13 protein-coding genes and 1 pseudogene are annotated in these 18,751 nt (G+C 40.6%); 8 read left to right on the forward strand and 6 right to left on the reverse strand.

Annotated features, from left to right (window positions below):
* Nucleotides 1–27 precede the first annotated feature (27 nt).
* Nucleotides 28–468, forward strand: a complete 441-nt coding sequence (locus ACTG7X_RS09610; protein WP_439241579.1) for a YcgN family cysteine cluster protein — start codon at nucleotides 28–30, stop codon at nucleotides 466–468.
* Nucleotides 469–477: 9 nt separating this feature from the next.
* Here the strand turns inward: ACTG7X_RS09610 and ACTG7X_RS09615 are convergent, their stop codons facing one another.
* A complete protein-coding gene (locus ACTG7X_RS09615) occupies nucleotides 478–774 on the reverse strand; it encodes an addiction module antidote protein (protein ID WP_439258246.1) in 297 nt (98 codons plus the stop codon).
* Between the two features lie 3 nt (nucleotides 775–777).
* Complete coding sequence (locus ACTG7X_RS09620; RefSeq protein ID WP_439258247.1) at nucleotides 778–1,074, reverse strand: type II toxin-antitoxin system RelE/ParE family toxin; 297 nt, start codon at nucleotides 1,072–1,074, stop codon at nucleotides 778–780.
* A gap of 262 nt (nucleotides 1,075–1,336) precedes the next feature.
* Between ACTG7X_RS09620 and malQ the strand changes: the two genes are divergently transcribed.
* The 5 genes and pseudogenes from malQ (at nucleotide 1,337) to glgA (ending at nucleotide 11,163) form a co-directional block, all read left to right on the forward strand.
* Nucleotides 1,337–3,457: a 4-alpha-glucanotransferase gene (malQ, locus tag ACTG7X_RS09625; RefSeq protein ID WP_439258248.1), complete on the forward strand. Its 2,121-nt coding sequence runs from the start codon at nucleotides 1,337–1,339 to the stop codon at nucleotides 3,455–3,457.
* Nucleotides 3,454–5,757: pseudogene (gene glgB, locus ACTG7X_RS09630) on the forward strand (1,4-alpha-glucan branching protein GlgB); the annotation flags it as partial. The gene malQ and the pseudogene glgB, both read left to right, overlap by 4 nt.
* Nucleotides 5,758–6,201: 444 nt before the next feature.
* Nucleotides 6,202–8,175 (forward strand): glycogen debranching protein GlgX, encoded by a 1,974-nt coding sequence (gene glgX / locus ACTG7X_RS09635; RefSeq protein WP_439258249.1) that lies wholly within the window; start codon nucleotides 6,202–6,204, stop codon nucleotides 8,173–8,175.
* A gap of 144 nt (nucleotides 8,176–8,319) precedes the next feature.
* Nucleotides 8,320–9,627 (forward strand): glucose-1-phosphate adenylyltransferase, encoded by a 1,308-nt coding sequence (glgC, locus tag ACTG7X_RS09640; RefSeq protein ID WP_439258250.1) that lies wholly within the window; start codon nucleotides 8,320–8,322, stop codon nucleotides 9,625–9,627.
* A gap of 105 nt (nucleotides 9,628–9,732) precedes the next feature.
* Nucleotides 9,733–11,163 carry a glycogen synthase GlgA gene (glgA, locus tag ACTG7X_RS09645; protein WP_439258251.1) on the forward strand — a complete coding sequence of 477 codons (1,431 nt, stop codon included), beginning with the start codon at nucleotides 9,733–9,735 and terminating at the stop codon, nucleotides 11,161–11,163.
* 52 nt (nucleotides 11,164–11,215) lie between these two features.
* Here glgA and ACTG7X_RS09650 read toward each other — a convergent pair whose 3' ends face one another.
* On the reverse strand, nucleotides 11,216–11,503 hold the full coding sequence (locus ACTG7X_RS09650) for a BrnA antitoxin family protein (protein ID WP_439258252.1): 288 nt from the start codon (nucleotides 11,501–11,503) through the stop codon (nucleotides 11,216–11,218).
* Nucleotides 11,481–11,756 (reverse strand): BrnT family toxin, encoded by a 276-nt coding sequence (locus tag ACTG7X_RS09655; RefSeq protein ID WP_439258253.1) that lies wholly within the window; start codon nucleotides 11,754–11,756, stop codon nucleotides 11,481–11,483. The genes ACTG7X_RS09650 and ACTG7X_RS09655 overlap by 23 nt, the downstream gene beginning before the upstream one ends.
* 235 nt (nucleotides 11,757–11,991) lie before the next feature.
* On the opposite strand from ACTG7X_RS09655, the gene ACTG7X_RS09660 reads away from it, so the two are divergent.
* Complete coding sequence (locus ACTG7X_RS09660) at nucleotides 11,992–14,439, forward strand: glycogen/starch/alpha-glucan phosphorylase (RefSeq protein ID WP_439258254.1); 2,448 nt, start codon at nucleotides 11,992–11,994, stop codon at nucleotides 14,437–14,439.
* Nucleotides 14,440–14,534: 95 nt separating this feature from the next.
* A complete protein-coding gene (locus ACTG7X_RS09665; protein WP_439258255.1) occupies nucleotides 14,535–15,263 on the forward strand; it encodes a hypothetical protein in 729 nt (242 codons plus the stop codon).
* A gap of 145 nt (nucleotides 15,264–15,408) precedes the next feature.
* On the opposite strand, the gene ACTG7X_RS09670 is transcribed toward ACTG7X_RS09665, so the two are convergent.
* The gene (locus ACTG7X_RS09670) at nucleotides 15,409–16,560 is read right to left on the reverse strand and encodes a YadA-like family protein (protein WP_439258256.1); all 1,152 of its coding nucleotides are present in this window, start codon (nucleotides 16,558–16,560) and stop codon (nucleotides 15,409–15,411) included.
* A gap of 27 nt (nucleotides 16,561–16,587) precedes the next feature.
* The gene (locus ACTG7X_RS09675) at nucleotides 16,588–17,838 is read right to left on the reverse strand and encodes a YadA-like family protein (RefSeq protein WP_439258257.1); all 1,251 of its coding nucleotides are present in this window, start codon (nucleotides 17,836–17,838) and stop codon (nucleotides 16,588–16,590) included.
* Nucleotides 17,839–18,751 lie beyond the last annotated feature (913 nt).

The following is an 18,751-nucleotide window of genomic DNA, read 5'->3' on the forward strand; positions in this document are numbered from 1 at the left end:
GAGGGGATTTTGTATTTATCATCAACCATGACAACATCTCAATCACTCCCTTTTTGGCAACAAAAATCCCTTTCTGAAATGACCGAGTCAGAATGGGAATCCCTTTGTGACGGCTGTGGAAAATGTTGTTACCGCAAATTTATTGAGGGACGAGGCAAGCGTGAACGCTTATATTACACCCGAATTGCCTGTGATTTATTAAATCTCGAAACTGGGAAGTGCGGTGATTATTGCAATCGTTTTACATTAATTGACGACTGCACCAAACTGACCAAGAAAAATCTTGCTCAATTTAGTTGGTTGCCAGATACTTGTGCTTATCGTTTACTTTATGAGAACAAGCCATTATTTGACTGGCATCCGCTGATTTCCAATAATCCCAACTCCGTTAAACTCGCTGGTGTCATGATTAAAAACGGCATTCACGAAAAAGATGTGATTGATTGGTTTGAGTATGTTATAGATTAAATCTCACTTTTATGCCTGAACCAATCTATTCGCTTTAATTTCCATTCGTAAATTTAAGGCTTTCATGACTTTTAGCACGGTTGAAAACGTAGGATTGCCTTTGCCTGATAAGGCTTTATAAAGCCCTTCACGAGTAACGCCAGCTTCACGAGCAATTTGACTCATATTTCTTGCACGGGCAATATCGCCTAATGCGGATAAAATCAATTCCACGTTATCTTCTTGTAATATTTCATTTAAGTAAAGTTGAATTTGTTCTTCGCTTTTTAAATGTTCTGCTATATCAAAATTTTGTAGTTCAACCATATATTATACTCCGAGTTCTTGAGCCAATTTTTTCGCTTTTTTAATATCGCTATCTTGGGTAGATTTATCCCCACCACATAACAAAATAACTAAAATGCCATTTTGGTTTTTAAGGTATATCCGATAGCCTTTACCTTCTGTGATTCGCAATTCCGAAATACCTCCACCCACCGCTTTAACATCACCAAAATTGCCGAATTGTAACCGTTTAATTCGCATTTGAATTTTGGCTTTTGCGTTTAAATCCTTAAGTTCGTCAAGCCAGCGGTTAAAAAGAGAGGTTGCTTTAATTTGAATCATATTTTTCTCTGATATTATAAATCAAGTTTAAAAAATGTAAACTATAATTAACAATTAAGTTTAGAACATCATTAGCATAATAGATTTTCTAGATTATCACGAGAAACAAAATTAAAATTTGGAATCCAGATCACAAAAATAGAAATTTACTCTGTACTGACACATTGAATTTAAATGCAAAAAGTCGTTTAAATTGATTGAGTTTATTTGTGGGATTGTTAGAATGTAACCTTAAGAAAGAACTATTATTTGAGAGGGTAGCGTGAAGGTAACCGAAGAAAATCTGCAAGTACAACAACAGAAAGCAAAAGATCTTGGAATTTGTACATCTCATTATGATATTGACGGGCATTTAGTTGAGGCAAGTGCAGAAACGTTGGATTTTTTCACCGCACTTTTCTCGGCAGAAAGTCCACCTTTGGGAAACGTTGCTCATCATGAGGATTTTTTTGATGATGTGGTGGTAATAAATGCAGAGCAAGTAGCAGATTATGCTTTAAAGGATATTTTTTCTGTCAGTGAGCTGAACAAACCTATTCATTGTCAGTTAATTAATGAAAAAAATGAGATTATTTTTACCACTTCTGAACAACAGAAAATTCGCTTCCCCGCTTTGCCGATTGGCTATTATCAATTAACCCTTTCCACTTCAAAACAAAAACGTCAAGTCCGTGTATTGGTGCAACCCAAAACCACTTTTCAATCCCCCGTATTAACCAAACACAAGGCTTGGGGCATTAATGTGCAACTTTATAGTTTGCGTTCTGCTCGTAACTGGGGCATTGGCGATTTTGCCGATTTAACCTATTTAGTGAAAAGTGCGGTGCAATTTGGGGCAGATTTTATTGGCGTCAATCCGTTGCATAAAATGTATGCCGCTGTACCAAATTGGGCAAGTCCTTATAGTGCCACTTCTCGCCGTTGGTTAAATCCCATTTATATTGCGGTGGATAACTTGCCAGAATTTAAACTGGCAAAATCCGTGCAAACTTGGGTTTCACAACAACAAGCTGAAATTGAGAAGTTACGTCAGCAAGATTGCGTGAATTACGATCAGGTTTTTCAACTTAAATTTACCGCCCTTGAACAGCTTTTTGCCTTTAGTCAACGCAGTAAAACAGCGAAAATTGTCCAACGCCGTCAGGATTTTTTAGCCTTTGTAAAACAACAAGGGGATAACTTGTTAAATCAAGCCTTATTTGATGTGTTGGATAGCATTGAGCATGCTGATCATCAAGCCAATGAACAAAATATTGGCTGGTTGGGTTGGCGGAAAGAATGGCAACAATTAAGTGAAAAAAATCGCAAAGCCTTAATTAAACGATATCAACCGCAAATTGAATTTTATATGTGGTTGCAATGGTTGACCGAACAACAATTAGCCGAGGTGCAAGCCACGGCGCAAAAAGTCGGGTTATCTTTGGGGATTTATGGCGATTTAGCCGTGCAAAGTTCCCGAGGCAGTGCGGATGTGTGGAGCGATCCGAATTTGTATTGTGTCAACGCCAGCATTGGCGCACCGCCTGATCCCCTTGGCCCGGTGGGGCAAAATTGGAATTTACCGCCTTATAACCCAACCCAATTAAAAGCCCGTGGTTTTCAGCCATTTATTGATATGTTGCGTGCCAATATGCAACACTTTGGCGTGTTGCGCATTGATCATGTGATGGGATTATTCCGTTTGTGGCTCATTCCTGAAAACAAAACTGCCGTAGACGGCGTATATGTATTATATCCCTTTGATGAACTCATGGCGATTTTAGCCATTGAAAGTCAACGTAATCAATGTGTGATTGTGGGGGAAGATTTGGGTATTGTGTCGGATGAAGTGCGGTGTAAATTAAAAGAGTTTTTGATTTATTCGTATTTTGTACTGTATTTTTCCCAACAAAACGGTGAATTTCCAAAAGCGGAATATTTTCCAACACAGTCGTTTGCTACCGTTGGCACCCATGATGTTCCCTCATTAAGCAGTTTCTGGCATTGCAAAGATTTAGCATTGTTTGAACAACTCGGTGTGTTACAAGGGGATTTCTTACAGCAAAAATATCAACAACGCGTACAGGATAAACAAGCCTTATTAAATAGTTTACACCGCGACCAGTATTTACCCGAAGATTATCAAGGGGATGCCATGACAATGGCCATGCACGATCATCTCAATTTTGTGGTTCATCGTTATTTGGCTCAAAGTGAAAGCCGTTTAATTGGCGTGCAGTTAGAGAATTTGATTGTTCAGGAAGTGTCGTTTAACTTACCTGGTACATCTGATGAATATCCTAATTGGCAAGTGAAACTCGCTTTGCCATTAGAGCAGATATTTAGTGACCAACGCATTCAAGCGTTGCTAAATGAAATTAACCATAATAGGAAGTCATTATGAAAAAATTAGTAGAACAATCCGTAATTGATGCGTTTTTTAATGGAACGCACGCTGATCCATTTTCCGTGTTAGGTATGCACGAAACAGAAAGAGGGATTGAAGTTCGCGTGTTAATGCCTGACGCAGATAGCGTAGTGGTGATTAATCGTGCCACGCAAGAGGTGGCAATCCAATTAGAAAAAATTGATGAACGTGGATTTTTCACTGGCGTGACAGCCCAAACCCATGATTTCTTTGATTATCAACTTCAAGTCACTTGGGGGCATGAAACCATTGTAGTAGAAGACCCATACCGTTTCCATCCAATGATTGAAGAATTAGATAACTGGTTATTAGCTGAGGGTTCACATTTACGCCCTTATGAAGTGTTGGGTGCACATTTCACTGAGTGTGACAATGTCACAGGGGTGAACTTTCGTTTATGGGCGCCGAATGCCAAACGTGTGTCTGTGGTAGGGGATTTCAACTATTGGGACGGTCGCCGTCATCCAATGCGTTTCCATGCGAACAGCGGCGTGTGGGAACTCTTTATTCCGAAAGTGGCTTTAGGACAATTATATAAATTTGAATTGTTAGATTGCAATAATCAACTGCGGTTAAAATCCGACCCTTATGCCTTTGCCGCACAATTACGCCCAGATACCGCCTCACAAGTGAGTGCTTTACCTGAAATCGTGGAAATGACTGAAGCTCGCCGTAAAGCGAACCAATCGGATCAACCGATTTCCATTTATGAAGTACATTTAGGTTCATGGCGTCGTAATTTAGAAAATAATTTCTGGTTAGACTATGACCAATTAGGGGATGAATTAATTCCTTATGTGAAAGATATGGGATTTACCCATATTGAATTGTTACCCATTTCTGAATACCCATTTGACGGTTCGTGGGGCTATCAACCGTTAGGTTTATATGCACCGACTAGCCGTTTTGGTACGCCAGAGGGCTTTAAACGCTTTATTGCTAAAGCACACGAGGCGGGTATTAATGTGATTTTAGACTGGGTACCAGGGCATTTCCCAAGTGATACCCATGGTTTAGCTGCCTTTGACGGTACGGCATTGTATGAACATGCGGATCCGAAAGAGGGTTATCACCAAGACTGGAATACCTTAATTTATAACTATGGCCGTCATGAAGTGAAAAATTTCTTGACTGGTAATGGCTTATATTGGTTAGAACGCTTTGGGTTAGACGGCTTACGTGTGGATGCCGTGGCGTCTATGATTTATCGTGATTACAGCCGTAAAGACGGAGAGTGGATTCCAAATGAATACGGTGGTCGAGAAAACTTAGAGGCCATTGATTTCTTACGTCAAACTAACCGCATTGTGGGTACCGAAGTCCCTGGGGCAACCAGTATTGCGGAAGAATCGACCTCTTTTGCTGGCGTCACCTTACCTCCTGAAAATAACGGTTTAGGGTTCCATTTTAAATGGAATATGGGCTGGATGAATGATACCCTTTCTTATATGAAACTGGATCCGATTTATCGCCAATATCACCACAATAAAATGACCTTTGGTATGGTGTATCAATACAGCGAAAACTTCTTATTACCGTTGTCCCATGATGAAGTGGTGCATGGTAAATGTTCGTTGTTAGGCAAAATGCCGGGGGACGCATGGCAAAAATTTGCTAACTTGCGTGCTTACTATGCCTATATGTGGGGCTATCCGGGTAAAAAATTACTCTTTATGGGTAACGAATTTGCTCAAGGCCGTGAGTGGAATTATCAAGAAAGTCTGGATTGGTACTTATTGGATGATTTCCACGGCGGTGGCTGGCATAAAGCCGTGTTGCAATTAGTCAAAGACTTGAATAAAACCTACAAAGAAAACGCCGCACTTTATCAATTAGATAACAAACCAGAGGGTTTTGATTGGTTAGTGGTGGACGATTATCAAAATTCTGTGTTTGCCTTTGAACGTCGTGACAGCAATGGCGAACGTATTTTGGTGGTGAGTAACTTTACCCCAGTGGTGCGTGAAAACTATCGTATTGGTGTCAATGAAGCAGGGGAATATGAAGAAATTCTTAATACCGACTCGGCTTATTATAAAGGCTCCAATGTGGGTAATTCTGGTGTGGTCGCCAGTGAAGAAATTGAAAGTCATGGCAGAAAACAATCTATTTCAATTGTGATACCGCCATTGGCAACGGTTTATTTGCGTTGGAAAAAAGTCGCAAAAAAGGTCAGAAAAACAGCCGTTAAACGTACGAAAAGTGCTGAAACTGCGGTAGAAAAACCAGCCAAAACAGCTAAAAAAGCGACCACAACGAAAGTAAGCAAGGCGAAAGCAACGAAAGCGGAGAGTGTGAAAGTGGCGGTGGCCGAAAGCAAGGCGACTAAAGCAAAAACAACCCGATCTAAATCAGTAAAATCGGATACGGTAAAAATGGATGTGAGTAAGATAACTACACCTATCGAAACCGAAATTGTGCCTACCACGGCAACAAAAACGACCGCTAAAAAGGCGACCAAAGTCACCACTAAAAAAGCGGCGTTAGAGGCCGAACCGGCGAAAAAAGCAGTGAAAGCAAAGGCGGAGCCTAAAACCACTAAAGCGAAAGCAGTGAAAAAAGCCACCTCAGAAACTGAAACGGTGAAAAAAGCAACCAAAGCAAAAGCGAAAAAAACGGCCGAAGTATAACAGGTAGAACATTGCGTAACGGAGTGGTGTAGTTAACTACACCATTCCAAACGCTTTGATGTTAATGGATTATTTTTAAATTATTATTTTATGAGTACATTATTAGGGGCGAATGTTGAATTTCGCAATAATCAACAAGGGGTGAATTTTGCCCTCTATTCAAGCCAAGCCAGTCGCATTGAGTTATGTTTATTTGATGATAACGATCAGGAACAACGCATTGCCATGGCGAAAAATGAACAAGATATTTGGCATTGTTGGTTAGCCAATGTGGCGGCAGGGACAAAATACGCTTACCGTCTTTATCCTAAAGATGAAAAAAGTTTGAACAACCCCAACAAATTAATGTTAGATCCTTACGCCAAAAAAGTCGTTGGGAAACCCGATTTATCTACCGCCACCAAACGAGCGTGGTTTTTATTAAACGACCCTCGTGATAATGCGAAAGTTGCCCCGAAAGGCGTCGTGACTGCGCCCTCTGATTTTGATTGGCAAGGTGATGACCTGCTACAAATTCCGTGGGCAAACAGTATTCTTTATGAATTACACGTGAAAGGCTTTACCCAATTAAGAGGGGATTTGCCCGCACATATTCGAGGCACCTATGCGGGTTTAGCCCACCCGAAAAGTATCACCTATTTAAAACAATTAGGCATTACAGCGGTTGAATTATTGCCCGTAAATTATGCGGTAGATGAACCGCACTTACAAGAAAAACGCTTACACAATTATTGGGGTTATAACCCCTTAGCCATGTTTGCATTAGAACCTCGTTATGCGGCGACGGATAATCCAGAAAATGAATTTAAACAAGCGGTCAAAGCCTTGCATCAAGCGGGGATTGAAGTGATTTTAGATGTGGTATTTAATCACAGTGCCGAGGGCGAAAAACATTTTCCAACCTTTAGTCAACGAGGCATTGATGATGAGGCTTATTATTATCACAACGCAGACGGATATTATGAAAACTGGACAGGCTGTGGTAATACCTTAAATTTATCGACGCCACAAGGCCGAGCTTGGGTGTTAGATTGTTTAAGATATTGGGTGGAAGAATACCATATTGATGGTTTCCGTTTTGATTTAGCCAGTAGTTTAGGGCGAGAACAACCGCATTTTAATCCGCATTCTTTATTATTTCAGGCCATAGAACAGGATCCATTATTATCCCGTTGTAAAATGATCAGCGAACCTTGGGATTTAGGCGAGGGTGGCTATCAAGTCGGCAATTTTCCACCGTATTTTGCCGAATGGAATGATCGTTATCGTGATGATATCAAACAGTTCTGGTTATGGAAAAATGGCGCATTAGGGGCGTTGGCAGAACGCTTTGCGGGGTCAAGTGATATGTATCGCAAAGATCACCAACAACCGCATAAAACGTTAAATTTTATCACCGCACATGATGGCTTTACTTTACGTGATTTAGTCAGTTACAACCATAAACATAATCTGGCCAATGGCGAAGATAACCGTGATGGACGTAATGAAAATTACAGTTACAACCATGGCGTGGAGGGCTCCGCCGAGGGCTTGCCATTAGCTGAAAAAAGTGCGGTGGAAAAACAACGATTTTTAACCAGTGTGGCGTTATTACGTACGTTGTTATTATCCAATGGGACGCCCATGTTATTGGCCGGTGATGAATTTGGGAATACACAATATGGCAACAACAACGCCTATTGTCAGGACAGCCAAATTGCTTGGTTGAAATGGTCGGCATTTAATCATGATTTATTTACGGCCACCCAGAAAATGATTCAGTTACGTAAAAAAATCAGCAGTTTATCTCGTGATCAATGGTGGACAGACCAGAACGTGACTTGGTTAAATGAATTTAGCCACCCTATGCAAGTGGCGCATTGGAACGATAAAGCTGTAAAAGCCATGCAAATCTTATTAGATGATGAATGGCTGTTCGTGATCAACGCAAAAGATGAATTGCAGAATTTTGTATTACCGGAGGGAAATTGGGAAATTTTAGCGTCACAACAAGCCAAGCTATTAAAAGGGCAAGGTTTATTGCTTGAAACCTTAGATTTCTGTGTATTACAACGAAAATAAACGTTTTTTTTAATTAATTTTTTCAAAAGTTTGAAGTCTATCACAGAATTTTATTTTTATTTTCTGTATAGTGATAACAGATGATGAAGTTCTCACCATTTTAACTAAACGATTAACCCGAAATTTTATTTATGGAGAATAATTATGAGTAGCAAAGTAGCAGTACCCAACAGATTCGAACTTGTTAAAGAAACCTTGGTGTTAATTTTAGCGGGTGGACGTGGTTCTCGTTTACACGAATTAACCGATAAACGTGCAAAACCTGCACTGTATTTTGGTGGTAATCGTCGTATTATTGATTTCGCTTTATCAAACTGTATTAACTCGGGATTAAACCGCATTGGCGTGGTAACACAATATGCGGCACATTCTCTGTTGCGTCATTTGCAAAACGGTTGGTCTTTCTTGCCACAAGAACGTGGGGAATTTGTGGATATGTTGCCAGCACGTCAACAAATTGATAATTCCACATGGTATCGTGGCACGGCGGATGCGGTATATCAAAATATGGCGATTTTGAAAAATCACTATAAACCAAAATATGTATTGATTTTAGCCGGTGACCATATTTATAAACAAGATTATAGCCAAATGTTACTCGACCACGTTTCCAGTGGGGCAAAATGTACCGTGGGTTGTATTGAAGTGCCACGTTCAGAAGCGTCCGAATTTGGTGTGATGGCCGTGGATGAACATTTAAAAGTCAAAGAATTCGTGGAAAAACCTGAAAATCCGCCAGCTATGTTTGGTAAACCAGATGTTTCATTGGCCTCCATGGGGATTTATGTGTTTGATGCGGATTATTTATATGATGTATTAGATCGTGAAGTTAAATCACCTTACACTTCCCATGACTTTGGTAAAGATATTTTACCGAAATCCTTGGAAGAGGGCGTATTGTATGCACATCCGTTTAGCCGTTCTTGCATGGGGCGCAATACCGATGGCGAAATTTACTGGCGTGATGTGGGTACCTTAGACAGTTTCTGGCAATCAAACATTGACTTAGTGTCTGAAAAACCGCAATTAGATATTTACGATCAGCGTTGGCCAATTCGTGGTAATCCGGAACAAACTTATCCATCCAAATTCTTCTACAATAACCCTCATGTTAAACCGGTAGATAACTCGTTGATTTCTGGTGGCTGTTTGATTACCGACGCAAGCATTAGTTATTCCGTGTTATTCAACAATGTAAAAATTAAAGCCAATTCCAGTGTTGATCACTGTGTTATTTTACCGCAAGTGACCATTGGTAAAGATTGTGTGTTGAAAAACTGTATTATCGACCGCCACGTGGTGATTCCTGATGGCACTCACATTGGAGTAAACATTGAAGAAGATCGCCAACGTTTCCGTGTCAGCAGTACAGGTAAAGTCGTGTTAGTGACAGAATCCATGGTTAAAAAATTAACCGGTGAACACATTGGTGACGAAACCCATTTAGATTAATTTTATTCACCCTCATTACCCTCACCCTAGCCCTCTCCCAAAGGGAGAGGGGATCTGGATTTTCGGGTGGTGAGGGTTTTATTTATTCAAGGAAAACAAAATTAAATGAGAGTATTACACGTTTGTTCTGAACTCTATCCATTACTCAAAACTGGCGGATTAGCCGATGTGATGGGGGCATTACCTTTTGCACAAAAGCAAGAAGGGATTGATGCACGCGTTTTATTACCAGGTTATCCTGCGATTTTTGCAGGGATTCCAGAAACCTATGTGGTGGCTGAATTTTACAATTTTGCTGGCCGTATTTTATTACGTTATGGCGAATACAATGGGGTAGGCGTGTATATTATTGACGCACCCCATCTCTATGATCGCCAAGGCAATCCGTATCATGATCAATGGTATCAAGACTACACCGACAACTATAAACGTTTCGCTTTACTCGGTTGGGTCGGGGCAGAGTTGGCTACCGGTTTAGACAGTTGGTGGCATGCCGAAGTGGTGCATTCTCACGACTGGCACGCTGGCTTAACCAGTGCGTATTTATATAACAAAGGTAAACCGGCTAAATCCGTATTCACGATTCATAATCTCGCTTACCAAGGCCGATTTGAATATCATCATTTATACGAAATTGGTTTACCTGCGGGCATGTTCCATGTGGATGGCTTAGAATTATACGGCGAAATGTCTTATTTGAAAGCCGGTTTATATTATTCTGATGCCGTCACCGCCGTGAGTCCAACTTACGCCCAAGAAATCACTCGACCAGAATTTGCTTATGGTTTACAAGGCCTATTAGGCACCTTAGCTTATCAAGGACGTTTACACGGCATTTTAAATGGGGTAGATGACAATATTTGGCATCCAAATAACGATCCTTATATTACGGACCACTATAAATTAAAATTTATGGCCGGTAAGAAAAAGAATAAGGAACAGTTACAAGCCTATTTCAATTTACCACAAAATCCAGATGTGCCTGTATTCGTCATGATTACCCGTTTAACTGAACAAAAAGGTGTGGATTTATTATTGGAAACCACCGACGAAATCGTTAGCCAAGGCGGACAGTTAATTGTGTTAGGATCTGGTGCTCAACATTTTGAACAAGGATTGTGGGGCTTAACCCAATATTATCCAAACAATGTGGCGGTGAAAATCGGTTATGATGAAGCCTTATCTCACCTTATGGTCGCAGGTGGTGACGTTATTTTAGTGCCAAGTCGTTTTGAACCTTGTGGATTAACCCAATTATATGGTTTAAAATATGGCACATTGCCTTTAGTCCGCAAAACTGGCGGTCTTGCTGACACCGTAGTGGACAGCACCAGTGAGAACATTAAAGCCGGTATTGCTACTGGTTTTGTATTTGAACATGCTGACCCACAAGGCTTGCGTTATGCCATTAACAATGCCTTTGCGTTATGGAAAAAACAACGTTTATGGGTAAATGTCAGAGCAAACGCCATGGCCCAAGATTTCAGCTGGGCATTAGCCGCACGGCGTTATCTTGATTTGTATAATAAAATCTAACCAAAAACGGCGTTAAGTAATTAACGCCGTTTTTTTATAAGGGTTTAACAGATTAATTCTGTTGAGCAGCTCTCACATAGTTTAATAACGTCTCATTAATACGGTTTTGCCAACCTTTACCCGTCGCTCGGAAAGCCGAAAGCACTTCAGAAGAGAGTGATAATTTCACCGATTCTTTATGTTGCATTTTCGCCCGTTCTTGTTCCATTTCTCGCTGATGAGCCAATACCATTTCCACAAATTCGGGGGGCATTACATCAACTAAAGGGCGGAATTCCGCGAAATCTTCGGCGGTCAATTCTCGCACTTCGCCTTCTTCATTGGTTAAGGGTTCTCTCATAGTCTCTTATCTCCCTTTTGTTTGCTTTTCGTAAACTAATAACACGCAATTTTTCACCCACCGGCGTAAAAACAATCACGTGTAATCTCTTATGTATAAATCCTAAAGCGATAAATCTTGGTTCAGGATAGTCAAAGCGAGTGTCAGGACGAATAACCGCACTATTCCAATCCACGTCTCTCACCAACTCAAAAGACAAGCCCCGTTCCAAAACATTTCGCCTTGATTTGTGACAATCATATTCTATTTGCATAGCGACAACTCCATTGTATCCATAAAAAATTAAAAATCAATTTGTTATTTTTCACACAATACAACAAAAAATCGTCTTGCTAAATCATCTGATGTCATTTTTGGAATGAAGATCACAAAATTAGGAGGTTATCTGCCATCTCATTGTACTTTTTTCGTAAAATTTTGTTGTTTATTTGGCGAAAGTGCGGTATTTTAACCGCACTTTTTTTACTTAATTATTTCAGGATATTTCTATGCACGAAATTCAAAGTTATGCCCGTCCATCCAACGACGTGGAATCTCTAAAAAAAGCCATTGTTTATAAATTAGTTTACCTTATCGGACGTTCGCCAGAAGAAGCTAGCCAACGTGACTGGTTAAATGCCACGTTATATGCCGTACGTGATTTAGTCACCGAAGGTTGGATTTCTACCGCCAAACAATCCAGAGCGGAAGAAACTCGCCGAGTTTATTATCTTTCAATGGAATTTTTAATCGGTCGTACTTTATCTAACGCTATGTTAGCGGAAGGCGTTTATACCACGGTAAGTAAAGCACTTGCCGAATTAGATGTCGATTTAGAAGATGTGTTAGAAAAAGAAGTTGACCCAGGTTTAGGAAACGGGGGCTTAGGTCGTTTAGCCGCTTGCTTTATGGATTCCTTAGCCACATTAGCTATTCCAAGTATGGGCTACGGTATTCGTTATGAATATGGCATGTTCCAACAACATATTGAGGACGGACATCAAGTTGAAAAACCGGATGCGTGGTTAGAAAAAGGGTCATCTTGGGAATTTATTCGCCCTTCTAAACGTTTTGACATTCGCTTTGGCGGTCATATTTATTTTGAAGGCAAAAAATGTGTATGGAATCCTTCCGAAGAAATCACCGCACTTGCTTATGACCAAATGATCCCAGGCTATGACAATGACAGTGCCACCACATTGCGTTTGTGGTCTGCCAATGCCAGTGATACTTTTAATTTGGCAGAATTTAACAAAGGGGATTATTTTGGTGCGATTGAAGAACGTTCATCTATTGAAAACGTCTCTCGTGTGCTTTACCCAGATGATTCTACCACCGCAGGGAAAGAATTGCGTTTACGCCAAGAATATTTCTTAGTATCTGCTTCATTGCAAGATATTATCCGCCGTCATGTGCGTATTCACGGTACCATTGAAAATCTTGCTGATCATGTAGCCATTCACTTAAATGACACCCACCCAGCTTTAGCGATTCCTGAATTAATGCGTATTTTAGTGGATGAAAATGGCTATATTTGGGGTAAAGCATGGGATATGTGTTGCCGTATTTTCTCTTATACTTGCCATACTTTAATGTCAGAGGCTTTAGAAACATGGCCCGTGGAAATGATGGCGAAAATTTTACCACGTCATTTACAAATGATTTTGGAAATCAACGATTATTTCTTAGAACATGTGAGAAATCATGTAACAACCGATAATGACTTTATCCGCCGTGTTTCTTTGGTAGAAGAAGGCGATGTACGTAAAGTGCGTATGGGGTGGTTATCCGTGGTCGGTTCACACAAAGTCAATGGGGTAGCGGCCATCCATTCTGATTTAATGGTGACATCAACCTTTGCCGATTTTGCTCGCATTTATCCAGAACGTTTCACCAATGTCACCAACGGGATTACACCACGTCGTTGGATTGCGTTAGCCAACCCTGATTTATCGGCATTGTTTGATAAATACATTGGCACTGAATGGCGTCGTGATTTAACTCAGCTTGAACAGTTCAAAAAACACATTCAAGATCCAGATGTGAAAAAAGCCATTCCTGCGATTAAACGTGCTAACAAAGTGCGTTTAGCAGATTACGTGAAAAAAGAATTGGGCGTGGAATTAAATCCAGATGCGTTATTTGACGTTCAAGTGAAACGTATCCACGAATATAAACGTCAAAGTTTGAATGTATTGCACATTATTGCACGTTACAACGAAATGTTGGCTCACCCAGAAAAAGACTGGACACCACGTGTTTTCATTCTTGCAGGTAAAGCAGCGTCTGCTTATTATGCGGCGAAACAAACCATTAATTTGATTAATGATATTGCTAACGTCATCAATAATGATGAACGCTTACAAGGTCGTTTAAAATTAGTCTTTATTCCGAATTACAGCGTGAGTCTTGCTCAAATCATTATTCCAGCAGCAGATATTTCAGAACAAATTTCTTTAGCGGGTACGGAAGCATCAGGCACCAGTAATATGAAATTTGCCCTAAATGGTGCATTAACCTTAGGTACGCTAGATGGTGCCAACGTTGAAATTCTACAAAATGTCGGCGAAGATAATATCTTTATCTTTGGTAACACCGTTGAGCAAGTAGAAGAATTACGCCGTCAAGGTTACCGTCCATTTGATATTTATCAAGCCGACGAACAATTACGTGAAGTGGTTGACCAAATCAGTTCAGGCCGTTTCTCACCAAATGATCCAAATCGTTATCAAGATTTATTAAATGGATTAAGATACCACGATTTCTATCAAGCCTTTGCGGATTTCCGTAGCTATGTAGAAACCCAAAAAGCCGTGGACGAGAAATATAAAGATCAAGCCGCTTGGGTTGATAGTGCATTACAAAACATTGTCAACATGAGTTTCTTCTCATCTGACCGTACCATTGCGGAATACGCGGAAAAAATCTGGAAAATTGAGCCGTTGAAATTGGCTTAATAGATAGGTTACAATAATGGAAGTGCGGTTAAAAAAGTTATTATTTTTTGACCGCATTTTTATATATTGATATTAATAAAATAAGAGAATATTTCATGAATACAACCTTTCGATTATCGGCATTAATGATCGGCATATTAAGTTTAACGGGCTGTATGTCGAGTGTTTGGATAAGTAATAAAATTGATGAGTCTAAAGCCACTGAACAATGGCAAGTTTTAGCAGATAAAGATGATATTGTGCTTGCAATCGCTAAAGCTAAACAGCCAATAAAAGGCTATGAACAGGCAATGATTTTAGTCGGTCAGAAACAAAGTTACTTAATACAAGATACTGATAGTAAAAGAAATATTTTGAATAAGATATTTACGCAACAGGTAGATTTTACAAATTTAATTGTTGGACCTCATTTGGATTACCATGAGAAAAGAGAGTATTTCCCTATAAAATTAGGCAATCACAATGGCTGTAATACTGAAAGCTGTTTAGCAGTTGATTTATCATTCTTTAAAGAGCGAGATATCAATTCTAAGCAAGAAGAACAGAAATTAGAAAAAATAGGATTTGAATGTAATAGTGCTTGGCCAACGTATTTAGACTGTCGTTTAGATAATATTCAGTTTAGCATACAAACAGCCTCAGCTATACCCACATCAAAATTAGAATATCAATTTAAAAAACCAATGCAGATTAAATTTTTAAATTATACGCCTAATGGAGGTAATGTTTCTCGTAGTATAATGAAAGCCTTAATTCCTGTCACGTTAGCAATAGATATTGTTACATTTCCGATACAAATGCAAATGAACACAATACATAAATAAAAATCTGCACCTTACTAAGTTGGTTATTAGTCCAACTTTTTTAGGTGCAGATCAATGTTACACAGTTGATATTAACTTATTTCAACCATTTAATACAAAAGTGCGGTGAATTTCACCGCACTTTTTTGTTAATATTCACAGCAAATTAGTATTGATAACCAATCCCTGCATTGCTGACCATATCGCCTCGATTGTTAATCGAGGTGTTGACTTTGAAGATGATTTTGTTGTTCGCAGAGGCGCGCGAATAACCAATAGCCACGGCGTCGGCATTTTTGTAGTTGCCCACGCCCATGCCTAACATGGACGCGTCGGGGCGAATCACTTGTGGTACGCCAGCCAAGGCTGCAACGCCAGCAATGCCGGCACGGTATTCTTTTTCAACGCGATCTAATTGGCGTTTGTTGATTGCGTCGGTTGGGTTGACGCCATCTGCCACATGGGTAACGCGACGTGCTTTGCCTGCATTGCCGACGGAAACCGTATTGGCTTGATTGGCAACGGAATTGGCGCCTAAAGCGACCGAGTTCTCCGCACTGGCGGTTGCACCTTGACCAATAGCCGTCGCGGCAACACCCGAGGCACTGGCATTATTTCCGCACGCTGTGGAATCTTTTCCACCGCCGTCTGCCTCAGAACGGCAACCGTAGTTTTTGGCTCGTTCAGCCTCCTCATGGGCTAATTGACGCAACCGTTCGGATTCTTTTGCAGAGAGAACAGCGGATTCAGATGAAAGCTGGGCTTGGTTAGCAGAATCCTCCGCTGTTTGGGCAGATTGCTTCGCTTGTTCTGCATGTTGCAAAGCGGTTTCTGCCGATTCTTTTGCCTGATCAGCGGCGGCAACGGCGTTATTTTCTGATTCTTTGGCTTGATTGGCAGCGTCAGAGGCTTTTGTCGCTGATTCTTTGGCTTCTGAAGCTGAGGTAGTGGATTGCGTGGTGGAATCTGCCGATTTTTGAGCTAAACAGATTGAATCTTGAAGGGTAATTTGATAAACCTGTGAGTTATCTCCCATACAAGACTTGACACTATTATTTGCATCTGATATTGATTGCTCTCTTGCCGCCAGAATAATATTGTTCTCTTTGTTTACCTCTGGGTCATCTGTACCTGCAGCTAAGGCTGTTGAGGTCGCTAGTACAGCAACTGTGGCAATCATGCCAGTAAGCGCGGTGGAAATTAGGCGAAGAATTTTATGTTGTGACACTCGTCCTTTGCCATGGGCTTTGCCGAATTCTGAGCTAATAATAAAACGTTGTAATCTGTGGTTCCAGAACACTTTAAATATACGATTCATGATAATTCCTTAATGACTGTAATTCATCTAATATTGATAACTGATGCCAACATTGCTTAACACATCACCACGGGTAGTGAGGGAGGCATTGATTCGGAAAATGAGCTTGCCATTTTCGGCCGCATGGGAATAGCCAATGGCTATCGCGTTTTCGCTTTTATAGTTGCCGACGCCCAAACCAAACATGGAGGCACCGGCTAGGGTAGCTTGCGGTATTCCCGCCACGGCGGCAACGCCAGCAATGCCTGAACGCAATTTTTTACTGACCCGATCTAATTGCCGTTTATTGACCATATCTGTTGGTGCAATGCCATCTGCCACGTTGGTAATACGGCGTTCAAGATTAGGATTGCCCACAGAAACGGTATTGGCTTCATCTGCCACCGAATCGGCGCCTAACGCCACTGCATTGTCAGCGGAAGCATAGGCATTTTTGCCCACGGCGGTGGCTTCAACGGCAGATGTACTAGCCGCTTCACCACAAGCCACCGCGCCTTGTGACCCTGCTTCCATTCCCGAACGGCAACCGTGGATTTTGGCACGTTCTGCTGAACTGGTGGCAGAGGCATGGGACTGGCTTGCGGCAACCATCGCGGTAGAGGCTGACAGAGCGGAAGTGGAGGCGTGATCGGCAAAATGGGTGGCACTTGAGGCCGCAACGCTCGCTTGTTTTGCTGACGATTCGGCAAGGGGAACGGCACTGGCTGATTGTTCAGCAGCACTGGTAGCCGCAGAAAATGCACTGCTGGCTTGCACCGCAGCCGTTGAAGTAACGCTGACAGAACTGCTGGCCTCTGACGCAGAGGTGGAGGCGAGTGTAGCGGCTACTTTCGTCAAATAAACCGCGCATACTGAATCTGCAGTAGCACGTGCTAAATATTGTGCCTCTTTTCCTTGCATATCAACATCATAATTACTATCTCCATAAACTAGCATTAGTGTTTCAGATTTTGGCGCAGTATTAAGGGGATAATGTATAGAAGCTGTTGCAATCCAAACACTATATTTACCCGAGGTCAGGGGATACCGGCAATCTTGGTAAAGTGACCCTATTGGCTCAGCCAATGCCGATTGTGCTGTCACTGCCAATCCTAACCCAAGGGTTGTGGGTGTAGTGATTGCCGTCATGGTGGCGAGAGTACTAGCAAATACAGCGGAAAGGGGACGAATAATATGATGAACAGAGGAGAGGGGTTTACTTCGGGATTTACCTAATTCGGACGTGACAACAAAGCGCTGCAACGTTTGGTTCCAAAATACATTAAAAATACTATTCATGATAAAAACCTTAATTGTTATTAAAATTTATCATGTTCTGGATTTAAGATAAGTGGGATTATCTTATATTCTACTCTTATCTAAATCTTATCTGCCTCGTTGCCATTTTGCCTTTTCTAGCATGCGAACATCCCAGAACAGAACAGAACAGAACAGAACAGAACAGAAAACAGCCTCACAATATAATGTGTTAACTGCTTAGCAAGCCTAAGCCTAAACCTTATGAAATGCAAGCGATTTTTACAAAGATTGAGTAAATTTTTTGAAATTCACCGTGTTTTGTGGCATTGAAACTCTATAACATTGTGACAATGTCACTAAATGGTAAAAATAAACGAAAGAGAAAGTTTTTTCAAATTTTATTTTCTACGCCAATTTATTCCCAATATTTTGCCAAATTTCACGTAGCGTTACCAAAATTAAAACAACATCAATCAAAATAGCGTGCCGCCATCTTTCTAATCGCATACCTAAATATGCCCATTTCCTTTTGTGCCTTTATTCCTCATTTCCATTTTATTTCTTCCTTGAAAAGAGTAGTTTGAAATGTGACGTTTTTATTATTTAATTTAACATAATATACATTATGCGAAATCTGTTATCAGGTTAGCAAATACTACGAATTAAATAAATCACAGAGTTATCAACAGTCACGTTGCAACAGTTAAACAAGACAAATAAAGGTATAAACGAGATCTGTCACGGTTATTTCTAGAGGTTGTTCACATAAAGTCAGTATTTGTACTAGTGAAAAAAGAAGATTTAGACAGGTATTTCTAACGGCTATTTTTGACAACGCTACGTAAAATCTGGGTAATTATTGTTGATAAATACTACGAATTAAATAAATCACAGAGTTATCAACAGTCACGTTGCAACAGTTAAACAAGACAAATAAAGGTATAAACGAGAT

It is taken from the genome of Lonepinella sp. BR2271 (assembly GCF_051851515.1).
Lineage (GTDB): Bacteria > Pseudomonadota > Gammaproteobacteria > Enterobacterales > Pasteurellaceae > Lonepinella.